18 protein-coding genes are annotated in these 18,621 nt (G+C 50.3%); 12 read left to right on the forward strand and 6 right to left on the reverse strand.

Features of this window, described 5'->3' with window-relative positions; genetic code table 11:
- Nucleotides 1-86: 86 nt before the first annotated feature.
- The 12 genes from rlmD to FPG75_RS17945 all read left to right on the forward strand — a co-directional run bounded on the left by rlmD (nt 87) and on the right by FPG75_RS17945 (nt 12,314).
- On the forward strand, nt 87-1,502 hold the full coding sequence (rlmD, locus tag FPG75_RS17890) for a 23S rRNA (uracil(1939)-C(5))-methyltransferase RlmD (protein ID WP_143308450.1): 1,416 nt from the start codon (nt 87-89) through the stop codon (nt 1,500-1,502).
- A gap of 14 nt (nt 1,503-1,516) precedes the next feature.
- Nucleotides 1,517-2,341, forward strand: a complete 825-nt coding sequence (locus FPG75_RS17895) for a rhomboid family intramembrane serine protease (RefSeq protein WP_143308451.1) — start codon at nt 1,517-1,519, stop codon at nt 2,339-2,341.
- 45 nt (nt 2,342-2,386) lie between these two features.
- The gene (locus tag FPG75_RS17900) at nt 2,387-3,319 is read left to right on the forward strand and encodes a rhomboid family intramembrane serine protease (protein ID WP_143308453.1); all 933 of its coding nucleotides are present in this window, start codon (nt 2,387-2,389) and stop codon (nt 3,317-3,319) included.
- A gap of 58 nt (nt 3,320-3,377) precedes the next feature.
- Nucleotides 3,378-4,496, forward strand: coding sequence for an endonuclease/exonuclease/phosphatase family protein (locus FPG75_RS17905; RefSeq protein ID WP_143308455.1), 1,119 nt, complete (start codon nt 3,378-3,380; stop codon nt 4,494-4,496).
- A gap of 29 nt (nt 4,497-4,525) precedes the next feature.
- Entirely contained in the window at nt 4,526-5,668 is a 1,143-nt protein-coding gene (locus FPG75_RS17910; RefSeq protein ID WP_143308457.1) for an endonuclease/exonuclease/phosphatase family protein, read from the forward strand.
- Between the two features lie 148 nt (nt 5,669-5,816).
- Entirely contained in the window at nt 5,817-7,313 is a 1,497-nt protein-coding gene (gene cysS / locus FPG75_RS17915; protein WP_143308459.1) for a cysteine--tRNA ligase, read from the forward strand.
- Between the two features lie 19 nt (nt 7,314-7,332).
- Complete coding sequence (locus FPG75_RS17920) at nt 7,333-8,322, forward strand: M28 family peptidase (protein WP_143308461.1); 990 nt, start codon at nt 7,333-7,335, stop codon at nt 8,320-8,322.
- 54 nt (nt 8,323-8,376) lie between these two features.
- Nucleotides 8,377-9,003, forward strand: a complete 627-nt coding sequence (locus FPG75_RS17925) for a DNA-3-methyladenine glycosylase family protein (RefSeq protein ID WP_143308464.1) — start codon at nt 8,377-8,379, stop codon at nt 9,001-9,003.
- A 58-nt stretch (nt 9,004-9,061) separates the two neighbouring features.
- Complete coding sequence (locus tag FPG75_RS17930; protein ID WP_143308466.1) at nt 9,062-9,682, forward strand: alpha-ketoglutarate-dependent dioxygenase AlkB family protein; 621 nt, start codon at nt 9,062-9,064, stop codon at nt 9,680-9,682.
- A gap of 14 nt (nt 9,683-9,696) precedes the next feature.
- Complete coding sequence (locus FPG75_RS17935) at nt 9,697-10,569, forward strand: hypothetical protein (RefSeq protein ID WP_143308468.1); 873 nt, start codon at nt 9,697-9,699, stop codon at nt 10,567-10,569.
- Nucleotides 10,570-10,712: 143 nt separating this feature from the next.
- A complete protein-coding gene (locus FPG75_RS17940; RefSeq protein WP_143308470.1) occupies nt 10,713-11,183 on the forward strand; it encodes an energy transducer TonB in 471 nt (156 codons plus the stop codon).
- Between the two features lie 93 nt (nt 11,184-11,276).
- Nucleotides 11,277-12,314 (forward strand): META domain-containing protein, encoded by a 1,038-nt coding sequence (locus FPG75_RS17945; protein WP_143308472.1) that lies wholly within the window; start codon nt 11,277-11,279, stop codon nt 12,312-12,314.
- Between the two features lie 62 nt (nt 12,315-12,376).
- Here the strand turns inward: FPG75_RS17945 and FPG75_RS17950 are convergent, their stop codons facing one another.
- The 6 genes from FPG75_RS17950 to FPG75_RS17975 form a co-directional block, all read right to left on the reverse strand.
- Nucleotides 12,377-13,144: an AraC family transcriptional regulator gene (locus FPG75_RS17950; protein ID WP_143308474.1), complete on the reverse strand. Its 768-nt coding sequence runs from the start codon at nt 13,142-13,144 to the stop codon at nt 12,377-12,379.
- Between the two features lie 91 nt (nt 13,145-13,235).
- Nucleotides 13,236-13,619: an IPT/TIG domain-containing protein gene (locus FPG75_RS17955; RefSeq protein ID WP_143308476.1), complete on the reverse strand. Its 384-nt coding sequence runs from the start codon at nt 13,617-13,619 to the stop codon at nt 13,236-13,238.
- Between the two features lie 204 nt (nt 13,620-13,823).
- Entirely contained in the window at nt 13,824-14,570 is a 747-nt protein-coding gene (locus FPG75_RS17960; RefSeq protein WP_143308478.1) for a succinate dehydrogenase/fumarate reductase iron-sulfur subunit, read from the reverse strand.
- Nucleotides 14,571-14,594: 24 nt separating this feature from the next.
- On the reverse strand, nt 14,595-16,505 hold the full coding sequence (locus FPG75_RS17965) for a fumarate reductase/succinate dehydrogenase flavoprotein subunit (protein WP_143308480.1): 1,911 nt from the start codon (nt 16,503-16,505) through the stop codon (nt 14,595-14,597).
- Between the two features lie 6 nt (nt 16,506-16,511).
- A complete protein-coding gene (locus FPG75_RS17970; RefSeq protein ID WP_143308482.1) occupies nt 16,512-17,171 on the reverse strand; it encodes a succinate dehydrogenase cytochrome b subunit in 660 nt (219 codons plus the stop codon).
- 18 nt (nt 17,172-17,189) lie between these two features.
- Complete coding sequence (locus FPG75_RS17975; RefSeq protein ID WP_143308483.1) at nt 17,190-18,620, reverse strand: anion permease; 1,431 nt, start codon at nt 18,618-18,620, stop codon at nt 17,190-17,192.
- Nucleotide 18,621 lies beyond the last annotated feature (1 nt).

Here is an 18,621-nt window from a genome sequence, read left to right on the forward strand (position 1 = left end):
AGGGATTGTAAAAATAAGGCACAACTCTAACAAAATAACCAAATCCCGGAATTTCTAAATGCGCAAATCCAATTACCTTTGCAGCCGTGAGGAAAAAAAATGTTGTTTTAGAAAACGTACCTGTAACTGCCTATGCGGCAGAAGGTAAAGCGCTGGCCCGGCAAGACGGCAAGGTCATTTTTATAGAAGGCGGCGTAGTACCAGGAGATGTGGTAGACGTAAGGCTGAGTAAAAATAAGAAAGACTGGGCAGAAGGAAAGGCCGTGCACTTCCACTCCTATTCAGAAAAGCGTGTGCAGCCCTTTTGCCAGCATTTCGGCGTTTGCGGCGGATGTAAGTGGCAGATGCTGCCCTACTCCCTTCAGCTGGAATACAAACAACAACAGGTAGCCGACCACCTGCAACGTATCGGCAAGTTGCAGCTGCCGAAAATGAGCCCCATACTGGGTTCGGCCCATACGGAGCATTACCGCAACAAGCTCGAATTTACTTTCAGCAATAAAGCATACCTCACCAATGAGGAGATCAGGGCCAACGACGGGCTTATCCCGGTAAAACCGGCGCTGGGCTTCCACGTACCCAAGCTCTTTGATAAAGTACTGGACATCGACACCTGCTACCTGATGCAGGAGCCGGTGAACCTGATCCGCAACACCATCCGTGAATATGCCATCCGGCACGAGCTCTCGTTTTACGATATCCGCCTGCAGGAAGGCTGGCTGCGTAACCTGGTGGTACGCCTCTGCACCACCGGCGAGATCATGGTAAACCTGGTGATACATCATGAAGACAAAGCCAACAGGGTAGCGTTGCTGGACCATCTCCTCCAAACGGTACCGGCCATCACCACCCTGCTGTATACCATCAACCCGAAAAAAAATGATTCCATCTTCGACCTGGAACCCAGGACCTACTTCGGCAAAGGTTACGCAGAAGAGAAGCTGGAAGATTTTGTTTTCAAGATCGGACCTAAATCTTTCTTCCAGACGAACACTTACCAGGGAGAAGTGTTATACAAAGTCACCCGCGACTTTGCAGAACTCAGTGGTTCGGAAATTGTATACGATCTTTACTGCGGCACCGGCAGCATCGGCATCTTCGTATCTCGCAAGGCCCGCAAAGTAGTGGGCATTGAGCTGATCAAAGAAGCCATTGACGATGCCAAAGAAAATGCCGCCATGAATAATGTTACCAATGCCGAGTTTTTTGCAGGCGATGTGGTAGATATTTGTAATGATGATTTCTTTGCTCATCACGGGCAGCCTGATGTGGTGATCACCGATCCCCCACGGGCAGGGATGCACGAAAAACTGGTGAACAAACTCCTGGAAATAGCGGCGCCCAAAATTGTATATGTTAGTTGCAACCCCGCCACACAGGCCAGGGACCTGGCTTTGCTGGACCCGCTGTACACCGTGGAAAAGGTGCAACCCGTAGATATGTTCCCGCATACCCATCATATAGAAAATGTGGTATTGCTTAAAAAAAGAGCCAATAAATAATCAAGTCAGCAACAATGAACGAGTACAGGCCCGGTAGATTTCAGTTTTTGCCTCTGGTGATCAAAAACCTCCTGATCATAAATGGCCTTGTATGGCTATTGGAGATCACCTTATTGAAGTTCGGATACGATCTCAGCAACCTGTTTGCCCTGCATTACTGGGGGTCGGACCTGTTCAAACCTTACCAGTTTGTGACGCACCTGTTCATGCATGACCCATCGAATATCCTGCACCTTGCTTTCAATATGTTCACGCTGTGGATGTTTGGCGCTACCCTGGAAAACCTCTGGGGGCCCAAGCGTTTCCTCGTTTTCTATATGGTTTGCGGTGTAGGCGCGGCGCTGTGCCACATGGGCGTGCTCACTTATGAGAACATACACCTCACCCGCGATGCACATGCCTTCTATACCGATCCTTCCTTTAGCAATTTTGTAGTGCTGGACAACAGGTACCACCTCAGCGAGATGTTCAACCTCGAAGGGCTGAAAGCTGGCCTGTCGGAGAATCCGCCGAATGAAAAAGCTATTGAGATCGCCAAGCTGGCAGTACACGAATTCATCAGCAAATACCGCAACGGCGCTACCCTCGGCGCTTCCGGCGCGGTATATGGCATCCTCTTCGCTTTCGGTTATCTCTTCGCCAATACTTATATCTACCTCTACTTCATGATCCCCGTAAAAGCAAAATATTTTGTGGGCTTCCTGATCGTTATGGAGCTATGGGCGGGCCTTCAGAACTCTGCCGGTGATAACGTAGCGCACTTTGCCCACCTGGGAGGCGCGCTTTTTGCTTACCTGTTGTTGAAGAAGTGGAGCCGGAACAGAACGAATTTTTATTGACACGAAGTATTAAGCCGTAAATTTGTATTGAAAAATATTAGTACCATGCATGCCCTGGAAAAAGAGAAACTACCCAACCTCTCTTTAGGAGAAGGAAGGAATATGGTAACGCAATTACTGGTCATCAACCTCACCATTTTTATTTTCCTGTTCTTTACATTGGTGATATATCTGATGGAGAACGTTGGTGAGCCGCGTTTCCATCAGGATATTATGACCTGGTTGCAGGTGCCTGGCGAGGCCTCACTGGTGCTCCGCCGGCCATGGACGCTGCTTACCTCGTTATTCACTCACATCGGCGTATGGCAGGTGTTCAGTAATATGGTGTGGCTGTGGTGTTTCGGTACGCTGATGCAGCACCTGGCAGGCTATCAGCGCATTGTGCCGCTCTATCTTTTTGGCGGCTTCGTTGGTAATATTTTTTATGTGCTCGGCATGCAGTTCATCCCTGCCTTTCACGCCACTGCAGCCAATAGCGTGTCGCTGGGCGCCTCCGGCAGCGTAATGGCCATCGCGATAGGCGTTACTTCCATCGCCCCCCGTTACCGCATCTTCCCTTTGCTCGCTGGCGGCGGTATTCCGCTGTGGGTGATCACCCTGGTATTTGCCGGCCTTTCAATAGGCACACATCTTTCTTCGGCCAATGGCATCACTTACCTCCCGCTGCTGGCTGGCAGCGCGCTGGCAGGCTTCATCTATATGCAGCAGTGGAAAAAAGGCAATGATTGGGGCGGCGGCTTCAACAGGCTTACCTTCAAGCTCACACACGTTTTTCACCCTGCTGATCAGCAGGTGAACCCTGCGGAAGTAAAAAAAACGCCGGGCACTAATACAGAAACGCCTCCCTTTAAAAAAGTAGGCAACGTGCCGGAATCAAAGATCAACGAAATACTTGACAAGATCAATGAAAACGGGCTCTCCTCGCTCACTTCCGAGGAAAAGGAAACACTCCTCAGAGCCAGTAAATCAGATAATTAAAAAAATCCCCCGCCAGTGCGGGGGATTTTTTTTAATGTCTTATTTGTAATTTAACCACATGTTGGTTTTTATCCGTTCCCTTTTCCTATGGAGTAATGTGCTGCTGGCACTGTTGCTCTCCGCCAGCGCTTTCCTTACCTTCCTGAACCCCGGCCAGTACTGGATTGCAGGGTTTGCAGGCATGTTCTTTCCGCCCTTGTTCCTGCTGGCGTTGTTGTTCATTCCATTGTGGGTATTGTACAAAAAGAAATATTATCTGATCTCGCTGGCGGCTACCTTACTGTGCGCAGGCCCTGCATTACATACCTGGGGCATCCATTTCTTCCAACGCAATGATGTGCAGCAAAAGGCCGATAGCAGCCAGTTTACGCTGATGACCTATAACACCAGCAGTATGGGGCTGCTCCACTATCAGGATGTGGCGCCGGTGCGCAACCAGGTGTATGCCGCCGTGAGGGCCGCCTCGCCCGATGTGCTGTGCCTGCAGGAGTTCTATACAAACGACAATCCCGCACTCGCCAATAATATCGACAGCATCCGGCTGGCAGGCGATTATCCATGGCACTATTTCACCTGCGATAAATCGCATTGGGACACCTGGCATTATGGTATCATTCTTTTTTCGCGCTATCCTGTGGTGAAAGCGGAAAAGGTAGCCTGCGGCTTTAGTGCAGCCGGCAGCGGCAGCAGCTTCCTGCTGGCCGATCTTCGTATAGGCGCCGATACCATCCGGGTGATCTCCGGGCAGCTAACTTCGTATATGTTTACCCGTAGTGACTTCAAGGAACTATACACCCTGCGCCGGCAGGGCATTACAGACACGGGAGGCTTCACTGCGCTGCTGATGAAGATGCGCCATACCTTTAGCCAGCGTGCGGCGCAGGCGCGGCAGCTGGCAGCGCTGGCTACCGCAAGTCCTTACCCCGTAATCGTTTGCGGCGACTTCAATGATACGCCGGTATCATTTACCTACCGCACTGTGAGCGCACATTTACAAGATGCCTTCCTGCAAAGATGCGCGGGCTGGGGACGTACCCTTTCTTATCTTTCCCCAACCCTGCGGATCGACTACATCCTGCCACAGGAGCGGTTTTACGTGCATGCCTGCCAGGTGTTAAAGGTGCCCCGGTCAGAGCATTTCCCGGTAATGGCCCGCCTGTCTTTGAAAAAACATTAACTTTATTGGTTCAACAAAGTGCATACGCGGTGCGATTTTTAAGACTTTTTACGAAGGGATTTTTTCTGATCATCAACTTCGCCGTGGTATTACTTTTCCTGGGAGCCTGCCTGGCGCCGTACGTATCGCCGGCATGGTTCTGGCCGATCAGCTTTCTCACGCTGGCTTTTCCCTTTTTGCTGGGATTGCTGGTGATTTTCCTGATAGGCTGGCTGTTCTTTAATTACAAATATGCGCTGCTGTCGTTTATCGCCATGTTGTTGGGCTGGAAATCGATCAACGCTTTTATCGCCTTTAACATGCCTTCCGGTAACAAGCCGGGGCCGCCGGATGCCACTATTACGGTGATGAGCTACAACGTAAGCCAGTTCGGGCTTTACAGGGAACGCGACAGTAAATACAACCGGCAGGCTATGTTTGCGCTCATCAAAAAACAGGAACCCGATATCGCCTGCTTCCAGGATTTTTATACGGCGGAAAGAAAAAATGATTTCAATAACCGGGAAGACATCTCCAAAGAGATGAATCTCCCCTATCGTTTTTTCTCCAGTGATTTTAATCGTAATGGCATGCAGCACTGGGGCTCTATCATCTACTCAAAATATCCGATCATCGCATCTGATAAAGTAAAGATGAGCGTGGGACCGCTGAGCGAAAGCCTGATCTATGCAGATATTGTACGGGAAGAAGATACGATCCGTATTGTAAATATGCACCTGGAATCTTATCGTTTCAACGAAAAGGATTATAATGCGATCAGGAAGATCAAGAACCAGGAAGATACCGGCCTGGTGGCCACTAAAAGTATCGTGCAAAAAATGCGGGAAGCGTATATACGTCGCAGCCAACAGGCCGATATTGTGGGTGACTTCATCCGCCAGAGCCCTTACCCGGTGATCGTTTGCGGCGACTTTAACGATACGCCCGCATCCTATACATATTTTACGATCAAAGGCGGCCTGCAGGACGCTTTCCTGCAAAAAGGATGGGGCATAGGCCGTACCTTTGCCGGGCTGGCGCCCACGCTGCGGATCGACTATATTTTTGCGAGCACTGATTTTAAAGTGAATAGTTTCAGGAAGATCAACTCCGACCTGTCGGACCACTACCCTGTAATGGCCAATCTCAGCATCACCGGCAATGGCCGCGCCGAAGTAGAAGTAAATAAATAAACCTTGTAATCATTATGAAAATTTTAAATATCTTGATGTCTGACCGATGTTGTTGCCTGAATTTAACTTGCGACAGAAACAATATTTATCTTTGCCACCCCGACGTCCGACAGCAGGGCGCCGGATAAATTTCCGTTAATTACAGCATATGTCAGAACTCAGAATATACAACTCATTACACCGTCAGAAAGAAGTATTTACCCCCCTGCATCCTGGCCACGTAGGCATGTATGTGTGCGGCCCCACCGTATCGGGCGAATCACACCTGGGCCACGCCCGCCCCTATATCACCTTTGATGTGGTATACCGTTACCTGCAATTTCTGGGTTATAAAGTACGCTACGTACGTAATATCACCGATGCCGGCCACTTTGAAGAAGAAGGTCGCGCAGCAGAAGATAAAATATCCAAAGGCGCCGTACTCGAGAAACTCGAGCCGATGGAGCTGGTACAGAAGTATACCAACCTGTATCACTGGGCCATGTTGCAGTTCGGCAACCTCGAGCCCAGCATAGAACCCACTGCCACCGGGCATATCATTGAGCAGATAGAAATGATCAAAAAGATCATGGAGAAAGGATATGCCTACGAAGTAGATGGAAGCGTTTATTTTGACGTGAAGAAATACGCCGCCAGCTACGATTACGGTATCCTCAGCGGTCGTGTGCTGGAAGATATGCTCGAAACCACCCGCGAACTGGAAGGCCAGGACGAAAAACATAACAAAGCCGATTTCGCCCTCTGGAAAAAAGCGCCGCCGGAACACATCATGCGCTGGCCAAGCCCTTGGGGCGAGGGTTTCCCGGGATGGCATATCGAGTGCTCCGCAATGAGCGCCAAATATCTCGGTACCCAGTTCGATATCCACGGCGGCGGTATGGACCTCCAGTTCCCGCACCACGAGTGCGAGATCGCACAGAGCGAGATCGCCCACGGCGAACTGATGGCCCGCTACTGGATGCACAATAATATGATCACCATCAACGGCCGCAAGATGGGTAAGTCGTACGGTAATACCATCAAGCTCACCGAAATGTTCACCGGCGAAAACCCGCAGCTGGACAAGGCCTACAGCCCGATGACCATCCGCTTCTTCGTATTGCAAACGCATTACCGAGGCACGCTCGACTTCTCCAACGAAGCCCTGCAAGCCACCGAGAAAGGATTACAACGCATGTGGGCCGCCTACGAAACGCTGCAAAAGCTCTCCTGGAGCGGCAATGGACAAGGTGTGAACGAAGAACTCGACAAACAGGTGCGTCAGTGGTGCGTGGAAATACCCGAGTTCATGAACGACGATTTCAACACGGCTAAAGTGCTGGCCAACCTGTTCGAGCTTACACCGGTGATCAATTCCCTGAAAGGCGGACAGATAAAAATGCACGAGATCAGTGAAGATACTTTCCAACTGCTCCAATACACCTGGAAAACCTACCTGGTAGATATCCTGGGCGTAAAAATGGAAACGCTTGGCAACGACGAAAGCAAGCTGGATGGCGTATTGCAGATGTTGATCACCATGCGCAAAGAGGCCAAGGCCCGGAAGGATTATGCTACTTCCGACAAGATCCGGAATGAATTATTGTCTGTAGGTATTCAGCTGAAAGACGAAAAAGACGGTTCCGTTTCTTACAGCATTCAATAAAGCTAATTAACCGAAGATAATGCGTAAAGCACTGCTATTCCTTACAGCGCTGGCTCTCGTAGCCGGCGCTTGTCAAAACAACAAGACTGAAGATCATTCGGCCGACAGCACCGGGGCCAGCAAGGTGGCTAAAATAGAAACGCCGGTACCCGCGTTCCAGGCCGATTCCGCCTATGCTTACACTGCACAGCAGGTGAGCTTCGGGCCAAGGATACCGAACACGCCGGCACAACAGAAATGTGCCGACTGGATGATCAGCAAACTGCGTCAGTGGGCCGATACCGTTTATGTGCAGCGCACCACCGTTACAGGCCCTAAAAAGGAACATCTCCCCTGTATCAATATCATCGCGAGTTTCAACCCGGCCGCCAAACAGCGCGTGCTGCTGCTCTCCCACTGGGATACACGCCCCTGGGCCGATGAAGATGCTTTCGACAAAACGAAAAAGCTCGATGGCGCTGATGATGGCGCCAGCGGCGTAGGCGTATTGATGGAAGCGGCCCGCCAGTTCCATCAGCAGAAACCGGAAGCGGGGATCGATATCCTGTTGGTAGATGTGGAAGATTATGGCGTGCCTTCACAGGAAAACACTTTCTGCCTGGGTACACAGTATTGGGCTAAAAATCCGCATGTGCCGGGCTATAAAGCCAACTATGGCATCCTGCTGGATATGGTGGGCGGCCGCGGTTCGCAATTTTATATGGAAGGCTCTTCCAGGCAATATGCCGCCGCCCCGATGAAAATGTTCTGGGATGCGGGCAATAAGCTCGGATACTCCGATTTCTTCCGGTATGAAGATTATGGCTCCTTCATCACCGACGATCATATCTATGTGAACACCATGGCGAATATCCCCACTTTCGATATCATCGCCTGGCAGCCAAGCGGTAATTTTGCGCCGCACTGGCACACGCAGAACGATAACATGAGCGTGATTGACAAAAGAACATTACAGGCCGTAGGACAAACCATCCTGCAGGTGGTATATGCCCAGCCATTCAGCTATTGACCGCTGCGATAAGGGGTGTGGGTAGATGTAGCGTAATTTTTTAAATTGCATCTTATGCCAAGATCTTCCAACACCCCGGCAACCGTTCATTATACGGTGCACCTCAGCAAAGACAAAAAGTTGGGTAAGCTCATTGCGGGACCACTAACGGAGCTGCCCGTACGAAAAAATATTGCGCTGAAGCTGATCGCCTCCATCATGTCGCAGCAGCTGTCTACCCGCGTGGCAGAGGTGATCTACGCCCGTTTTCTCGCCCTTTATGATAACCAGGAACCAACGCCGCAGCAGATCGTGGATACGCCGGCGGCCACCCTCCGCGGCATTGGTTTGTCGAATGCCAAAGTTACTTACGTACATAATGTTGCCCGCTTTGTGATCGACGAAAAGCTGACAGATGCCCGTTTGAAGAAGATGAAAGATGATGAGGTGATCGCTTATCTCACCCGGATCAAGGGAGTAGGCAGATGGACAGTAGAGATGTTGTTGATATTTTATCTGGGCAGGGAAGATGTTTTTTCTGCCGGCGACCTGAATGTGCAACAGGCAATGATCAAATTATACAAGCTGGACAGTACCGACAAAAAGCGCTTCCAGCAACAGTTACAGGAGATCTCGGCCCGATGGTCACCCTATCGCACACACGCTTGCCGTTACTTGTGGGCATGGAAAGACGGAAAATAATTTTAATAACCTAAGTCAATGCTAAATACATTGCGTAGCGCTGTACGAACTTTACGCTATGAGCTTGCAGGGAAGATTTTTTGAGGAGGAGAATGCTGGTAATGAGATAACATTACCCAACGGAACACTTGTTTACTATCCGTGCTTCTTCAATGCTACGGAGCGCGATCAATTACTGTACACACTGAGAGATACGATAGCCTGGAAGCAGGAATCCATGCGGATATATGGCAAAGAAGTGCTGTTTCCGCGGCTGATGGCCTGGTATGGCGATGCAGCTACTTCCTACCGTTTTTCAGGCAATACGTTTGTGCCGCATGCGTGGACCCCGGCGCTGTTGCAGATCCGTGACCGTATCACCCCGGTGGCTGGCAGTATGTTCAACAGTGTGCTGTTAAATCTTTACCGCAATGGTAACGATTCGATGGGATGGCATGCAGATGAAGAGCCGGAATTGGGCCAACACCCTGTGATTGCTTCTGTTAATTTTGGCGCAACCCGCCGCTTTTTATTACGATATAAAAGTGACCATCACCTGAAACATGAGATGTTATTGCAGCATGGCTCCCTGCTGATTATGAAAGGCGCGCTGCAACATTATTGGGAACACCAGGTGCCCAAAACGAGCAAACAAACAGCGGAAAGGATTAACCTGACCTTCCGATTTATCCACCCTTAAAAGCCAAGCCTACTATGAAAAACCTCATCCTGTTAATTGGAAATGACATCAACAACATCTCCAAAGGACAAAGCTGGAAAGACCTGTTGCAGGATATCATCACCTTTTGTCATGCCGGCGACAGCGTTATCCTCGACGATAAGAAACCATTTCCGTTACTGTACGAAGAAATATTCCTGACGGCTATACGGAGATTGAAAATAAGAGAAAGAGACCTGAAATCATTTATCGCCAGCAAAACAGCGGAGATACGTGGAAACGGCATCCATGCTGCGATCCGGGCATTAAAGCCGGCGCACATACTCACTACCAATTATGAGTTTACACTGGAAGGCCGTACCCCCTATGAAAACACCAGTCTGATCAACGAAAAGTTCTATAGCATATTCCGGCGATACCGCATGGATGATATTAATTACTGGCATATTCATGGCGACTGCCTCAACCCGATGAGTATCAATCTCGGCTTTGAGCACTATGGCGGCCAGTTACAGCTGATGCGCAACTACGTCGTGAGCGGCACTTTCTATTCCAACAAAGAAGTGCCTAAAGCTTCCCTGCTGCGCCGCATCCATGCCAAACAAGTGTACGAACATTCGTGGATCGACTTCTTCTTCACCAAGGACGTTCACATCTTCGGGCTCTCGCTCGACTTCGTGGAAACAGACCTCTGGTGGCTGCTCACCTATCGGGCCAGGCAGAAGTTCCATCACAAGAATATCTCTATTCCCAACGAGATCTTCTACTACATCCCGGAAGAATATATGCAAGCCGCCAAATTCAAGCTGGACCTGCTAAAGGCCAATGATGTTACTGTTGTGACCCTGCCGGGGAAGAATAAATTCGCCTACTATACTTCCATCGTGGAAAGACTGGGCGCATTATAGCGGATTTTTCTCGCAAAGGCGCAGAGGAGCAAAGCAGCGAAGTTATAACCTCGCTGCTTTGCTCCTCTGCGCCTTTGCGAGAAAAAAAATCGCTCGTTGACCAGAAAGAAGTATTTTAACGGCCAGGAATACACGAAATTTCAATGATACATCGCGTCGCTGCCCTGTACCTGTTATGCTTGTCGGCCATCATCGGCTGTAAGGTGCAACGCCCTGCCGCCAATATTGCGCCCGCAGGCGCTTCACAGCCGGCGCCCGCCTATCAAACCATCCGCCCCATATATACCCTCGCTGATATTTTACCTTCCTATCCCGGCGGCGAAGAGGCCCTGCTGAAATTCTTAACAAAAAATTTTCATATACCATCTTTCTATATAACAAACGGTTTATCCACCCGCCTGCACCTTTCCTTTGTAGTAGAGGCTGATGGCTCCTTAACGAACATTAAAGCGATCAGCCCCTCCGGCAAGATCAGTGAAAACCCTAATGCATTAGAGCAGGAAGGCATCCGCATAGTGAAGCTGATGCCCAAATGGAACCCCGGCAAGGTGAAAGGCAAGCCTGTAGCGGTTTTATACGATTACCCTATCGCCTGTATCCTTCCGCAGGAATAACACTTGGCAGCGTTTTTGTAAACTGGGGCGGTTGTAACAAAAATAGAACCCTAACGCTCTATTTGTTGTTAATATGTTTTAAATCTATATTTTATGTTATTCAAATTAGCTATCGCACTGGCGGCTACCGTGGTTACGCCGGTACAAAAAAAACAGCCCCCCAAAACACAGATCATGTACGTGAAAGAATCCAAGGAGCCCTGCACAGGAGTAGCTCCCATGGAGTGCTTACAGGTAAAGGGTGAAAAAGATACCGCATGGAGCAATTTATACACCAACATCAACGGATTTAAATATGTACCGGGCTACCGCTATAAACTGCTCGTTAGTGTTACCGATATCAAAAATCCTCCGGCCGATGCGCCTTCCGTAAAATATACGCTCAGAAAAATATTGCAGAAAAAGAAAGTGAGCGCCCAGTCCGGCTCTCCACTCTCCGCTGATAAAAAATGGACATTAGTGGAGATGAATGGGAAGAAACTCAACAAATCACTGATATGGATCCAGTTTGATCCGGCTACAAACCAGTACCATGGCCATGGCGGCTGTAATGGTCTTGGCGGCGCTTATACCTCCAAGGGCAACAGCATCACCCTGAAAATGGGTATGAGCACCATGATGGCCTGCCCTGATCAACAGGATATGGACAACGAAAACCAATTCCACAAAGCGATCGGCGATCGCACCTATACCTATAAACAGGTGGGTGAGACACTGAATTTTTACCAGGGGAAAAAAGTAGTGCTGTCTTTCAAACTGGATGCCGCACAGCCCGACCAATGGGCATTCATCGCGGGCAAAAGATGGGCATTGATCAAAATGGGCGATTCTACTTATAGCGATTCCCGCACCTGGCTGGAGTTTGACACCAGGACTGGCCGCTACCATGGCAAAAGCGGTTGCAACAATGTTACCGGCGCTTACAAAACCATTAAGAACACTATCACTTTCAATATGGGCGCTACTACCCGCATGGCCTGCCCCGAGCCAGGCATCATGCAAAGGGAACAAGCGTTTCTGCATACGATCAGCCAACAAACATTCAGGTATGATGTAGCTGATCAAACACTGAACCTGTACAAAAACGGAAAGCTGGTGCTGATATTTGGTATGCAGGATAAAGAACAATAATCTTATTACGGCAGCACAACCTCTTTGCGCTCATGGAGCTTCCGGAGGGGTTGTGCGCCTATTTATGATATCACCAGCGATTGCGGCGTGTAGCCCGCAAAGGCAGTAAATTCGCGGGTAAGATGTGAATGATCGTAGAAACCATTATCCAGCGCCAGTTCCAGTAATGTTTGATGACGGCCTTGTTTCAATTGCTGCCGCACCGCCAGGAACCTCACCGTACGTGAAAACATTTTCGGACTTACACCGGTATGTTGCAGAAAACACCGTTCATAATGCCGCCTGCTCATACATGCCATTGCAGCAAGATCGTCTATAGGCGCCGTGCCGGCGGTACTACGTATATGCGTTATCGTGGCATTGATGCGCTGGTGTATCACATTGGCGGATGGTAAATGCTGCAACAGGAAATGTTCAATATATTGTATCTTCTCTTCCATACTCTTCCCGCTGGACAATACCGGCGCCAACTTCGCTTCCCATTTTGTTGTTACATCCCGTAGTAATACCATGTCATCTGTGATCTCTTGCAAAGGCAGGCGGGTAAAGGCATTCAGGCCACCCGGCAAAAACCGGATACCGATCATGATGCATTGTGGCCGGTGTACCAGGTCCTGAAAGCGGGTCATGGTGCCGGCAACAAAAGCGTTGCCGGGCGCTATGCGCATTTTTTCAGGACAGGCATTGAAAGTATGTTGCCCTGCATTGAAAATAATATCAGCGCAGGTATCGGGCAGGATGCGATTGGTAGACAGCCGTTCCGGTGCTGATGCCCAGAAGGCATCTACCCAGGTAGCGAGAGCAGGATGTGGCCGTATGGTGCGGAACATACACAAGTTTACAAAAAATAAGGCTGCCCGGCAAAACCGGCGCAGCCTTCAACGGACGGGGAAGTCACTGTTATGATAGAACACTTAAACGCTATTCGTAAACTTCGTTGCCAATATTCCTGGCAACGGCCATCAGTTTACCTTTGGGGCTGTATTCAAACATCATGGCATTGGAGGTTGCTGATCCAACTGCCACTACTACCGGTACAGTGCCTTCCACATGTGGCGGCACCTGCACCACCAGGTAATCAGCTGTGGCGTGCAGCACTTGTGCTGGTACCTTACCGAAAACCACCCTGTTCAGCGCTCTATCTTCGCTGAAGCCATGGCCGCGGATCATCAGAAAATTACCTGCATCACCTTTAACGGTAGTTACTTCTCCAGGTCCTTTCAACCTGTGTTCTTTTGGGGTGCACGCTATCATGCTTATCATTAACAATGCAAGGGGCACCACAAACAATTTCAACTTTTTCATCTTGCTTTTTTGGGGGTTACAAACCCTGTTATAAATATTGCCCGGGGTTACAAACCATCGCTGTACAACTCTTTCAGCAACAGCATATATTTTGGGGCTAAACGTATGCAAATTTATAACGGCGCTACGCAATAAATGTGCGTAGTGACAACATAAATAAAAATTGCGTAGTACTACGCACACGGCTATATGAAGAAATATGGCTTACTTCTTCATCACTTTGGCTTTGTTGTATTCCCAGTTCATGCGGGCAATATGCAGTACGGATATTTCCTGCGGGCACTCCACCTCGCAGGCTTCCGTATTGCTGCAGTGGCCAAAGCCTTCGGCATCCATCTGATCCACCATTTTCTGCACGCGTGCGGCCGCTTCTATTTTGCCTTGCGGCAACAGGGCCAGGTGCGTTATTTTCGCGCTGGTGAACAAGGCCGCGCTGGAATTTTTACAAACAGCCACACAAGCGCCGCAGCCAATACAAGCGGCAGCATCGAAAGCCGCTTCAGCAGTCGGATGACCAATGGGGATACTATTCGCCTCCGGCGCCTGGCCTGTATTCACGGAAATAAAACCGCCCGCCTGTATCACCCGGTCGAACGCGCTGCGATCTACTTTCAGGTCGCACTTCACCGGGAAAGCCGCCGCCCTGAAGGGTTCTATGTATATCTCCGAACCATCGGCAAAGCTGCGCATATGCAGCTGGCAGGTAGTGGTATTCGGCAAAGGGCCATGGGCACGGCCGTTGATCATCATCCCGCATTGCCCGCAGATGCCTTCGCGGCAATCATGATCAAACTCTACAGGGCGCTCCCCTTGCTGCATCAATTGCTCATTCAGGGTGTCCAGCATCTCCAGGAAAGACATATGCTCACTGAGATTATCAAGGCTGTAAGCCGCCATCCTGCCGGATTTCTCTCCACTTTCCTGTCGCCATATTTTTAATCGTATATGCATACACGATAGTTTTTAGATAGATGATTATTTATAACTGCGCACAGTGGGTGTTACAAACTCGAAGTGCAGCGGTTCTTTATGCATGACCGGCATTTTATTCGTCCCTGGCCACTCCCAGGCGGATATAAAAGCGAAATCCTTATCGTTACGCAGCGCCTCGCCATCGGGCGTTTGGTACTCTTCACGGAAATGGGCACCGCAGGATTCGTTGCGGGTAAGCGCGTCGTAGCACATCAGCTCTCCCAATTCCAGATAATCCGCCACGCGACCGGCTTTCTCCAACTCAGTATTGATGCCATAACCACCGGGCACATACAGCTGATGATAAAACTGCGTACGCAAAGCCCCGATCTCTTTGATGGCGGCTTCCAGTCCTGTTTTGGAGCGCGAAAGGCCGCATTTATCATACAATACTTTTCCGAGCTGCCGGTGAAAATGATCTGCCGGTAAATTCCCTTGAATCGCCAGCAGCAGGCGCAATTGCGCCTGTACCTGTTCCTCTGCGGCGGCAAATGCAGCATGCCGTACATCTACAGGCCCGCTCTTGATCTCATCGGCGAGATAGTTACCAAGCGTATACGGCGCGATGAAATAGCCGTCCACACAGGCTTGCAGCAAAGAGTTAGCGCCGAGTCGGTTAGCGCCATGATCAGAAAAATTTGCTTCTCCCAAAGCAAATAGTCCGGGGATGGTGGTCATCAGTTCATAATCCACCCACAAGCCGCCCATAGAAAAATGCGCCGCCGGTGAAATGCGCATAGGCTCCGTATAGGCATTTACGTTAGTGATCTTTTCGTACATGCGGAAAAGATTGCCATACTTCTCCCTGATCTTCGCCTCTCCCTGATCATGGATCGCTTTCGAAAAATCAAGATATACGGCATTCTTCAGGGGGCCGATGCCATAACCTGCGTCTATGCGCTCTTTGGCGGCACGGGAGGCAATATCTCTGGGCGAAAGATTACCAAAGGCAGGATAACGGCGTTCGAGGTAATAGTCTCTTTCTTCTTCCGGAATATCCCTGGGCTGGCGTTGATCATCTTTATTTTTCGGCACCCATATACGGCCATCATTGCGCAGCGATTCCGACATGAGCGTGAGCTTGGATTGATACTCTCCCGACTGCGGCAGGCTTGTAGGATGTATCTGCGTCCAGCTGGGGCTGGCCATGAACGCACCTTTCTTGTGCGCGCGCCAGATTGCAGAGCCATTACAGCCCATGGCGAGGGTGGAGAGATAATATATCTTGCCGAAGCCGCCGGTAGCCAGCACCACGGCATGCGCGCCATGGCGCTCGATAGCGCCGGTATCCATATTACGTACAATGATACCGCGTGCCTTGCCATCGCTCACCACCAGGTCCAGCATTTCATGGCGTGCAAACAACTGCACCGAACCGGCGCTCACCTGCCGCATCAAGGCCTGATAAGCCCCTAACAGCAGCTGCTGGCCGGTTTGGCCGCGTGCATAAAAGGTGCGCGACACCTGCACGCCACCGAAAGAACGGTTGTTGAGGTACCCGCCGTATTCACGGCCAAAGGGCACGCCCTGCGCCACCGCCTGATCTATCAGGCTGGCGCTGCATTCTGCCAGGCGGTATACATTGGCTTCGCGCGCACGGAAGTCGCCGCCTTTGATCGTATCATAGAACATGCGGAACACACTGTCGCCATCGTTCTTGTAATTCTTACAGGCGTTTACGCCGCCTTGTGCGGCCACCGAGTGTGCACGGCGGGGCGTATCCTGGAAACAAAAGCTCTTCACACGGTAGCCCATCTCGCCGAGAGAGGCCGCAGCAGCGCTTCCCGCCAGTCCGGTACCCACTACGATCACCTCCAGCTTGCGGCGGTTGGCAGGGTTTACCAGCTTCGCATGTGCCTTGTAGTAACTCCACTTTTCTTCCAGTGGTCCCTCAGGAATTTTAGACTCCAGCATCGCCATCTATTTTAAAAAATGAACGTAAACCGGTATAAATGCAAATCCCGCACTGATACCAACACTATATATCCAGCCGAATGCCTTGATCCATCGAACATATTTGGGATGATACACCCCCAGCGTTCTGGCCGCGCTGAAGAAGCCATGCAGCAGATGATAACAAAGCGCCACCATACAAATCACATACAGCGCCACATACCAGGTTTCGTTGTAAACATTCACCACCAGGGTGTAGAGGTCTTTGTGACCATTGGCGTCGATCGGCAGCTGGCCGAACTTGTACACATACCAGAAATCGCGGAAATGGATCACCAGGAATATCAGCAGGATCGTTCCCAGCAGACCCATGTTCCGGCTGTACCACTTGCTGGCAGTACCGCGGCGGTCATATCGATATTTCACTGGTCTCGCACGTGTATTCGTTAACGTTATTATCACCGCGTATACCACATGCGCGATAATGCTGGCATAAAGAATATAAGAGATAATCTTGATGATGATATTCCCTGACAGCAGGTGCGAATAGGCGTTAAACTGTTGCCTGGACTGCTCTCCGGGCAACAACAATTGCAGGTTGCCCAGCAAATGGATCACCAGGAAGAAGCAAAGGAACAATCCTGTAAATGCCATCCATATCTTTCTCGATAATGTTGTTTGCGCCATAATCCTCTGTTTAAAATATTACCAGATGCCCAATACTTTCCACCAGCCTGCGCCTACGCCCATCCATATTACAATGAATGCGATACTGATGAGGAAACCGCATTTCCACCAGTCTTTCAGATCAACATAGGTACTACCAAAAAATACCGGCGCCGGGCCATGGCCGTAATGCGTCAATGTACCGAAGATGCCTCCGCAGAAACCCAATACCAGCGCGAGCAGCGTGCCTGGTATTCCCACAGAGATACCCACACCGAGGAACGCGGCGTACATCGCGGCCACATGCGCCGTAGCGCTGGCGAAAATGTAATGGCTATAGAAATATACCAGTACGATAATAGGAAAGGCAGTGGTCCATTGCAGGCCGCCCACCTGTTTTTTAATCAGGTCGCTGAACCAGGGGATGAAGCCCAGCGAATTGAGGAAACTGGCCATCATCACCAATGCAGAAAACCATACAATCGTATCCCAGGCGCCCTTTTCAGATTTTACATCTTCCCAGGTAAGCACCTGTGAAAGCAGGAGGAACACCAGTCCTATCAAAGCCGTGGTGGTGGCGTCTATCCCGAACATATCGCCGGTGATCCAGAGGAACAGCAGGATCACGAAGGCGAGCAACATCAGCCATTCATTACGGCTTACAGGCCCCATCTCTTTCAGCTTTTCCGCCGCCATGGCCGGGGCGCCGCCGGTGGATTTTATCTCCGGCGGATAGATGATGTATAACAGGTACGGCACTACGATAATCGACAATATCGCCGGCACCAGGGCTGCTGTAAACCACGACATCCATGAAATATCGATGCCGGCATTTTTTGCAAACTTCTGGCACATCGGGTTGCTGGCCGTTCCGGTGAGGAACATAGAAGATGTGATCAGGTTCATGTTATAGCTGCTCAACGTAAGATAGCCGCCCAGCTTGCGATGCGTGGCTGGTTCTTCCGGGATCGAGCCGAAGTTCATCGCCATGGATTTCATGATCGGGTAAATGATCCCTCCTCCTCTTGCAGTATTGCTCGGCACGGCCGGCGCCAGTACCAGGTCGGCCAGACCAAGCCCATAGGCCAGTCCCAGCGAACTACGTCCGAAGATGCGTATGAACAGATATGCAATACGCTTGCCCAGCCCCGTTTTGATAAATCCGCGTGCAATGAAGAAAGAGATACCGATCAGCCAGATCACTTTATCGCCAAAGCTGGAAAGCGCCAGGGTAATGGATTTGCCGGGATTGCCCGGCGCCAGTACGCCGGTTAATGCCACGAGTGTAATAGCCAGCATGGACATGGTGCCCATGGAAGCGGCTTTCATGATAATGCCAAGGATGGTAGCCAGGAAGATGGCCAGCAGGTGCCAGGCTTCCGGATGCACTCCTTCCGGCGCAGGAATAAACCAGATGATCAGGCCAAAGGCCAGCGTGATAGCGAGTTGTGGGTACTTGATCTCTTTCATA

It is taken from the genome of Chitinophaga vietnamensis (genome assembly GCF_902167635.1).
Classification (GTDB): domain Bacteria; phylum Bacteroidota; class Bacteroidia; order Chitinophagales; family Chitinophagaceae; genus Chitinophaga; species Chitinophaga vietnamensis.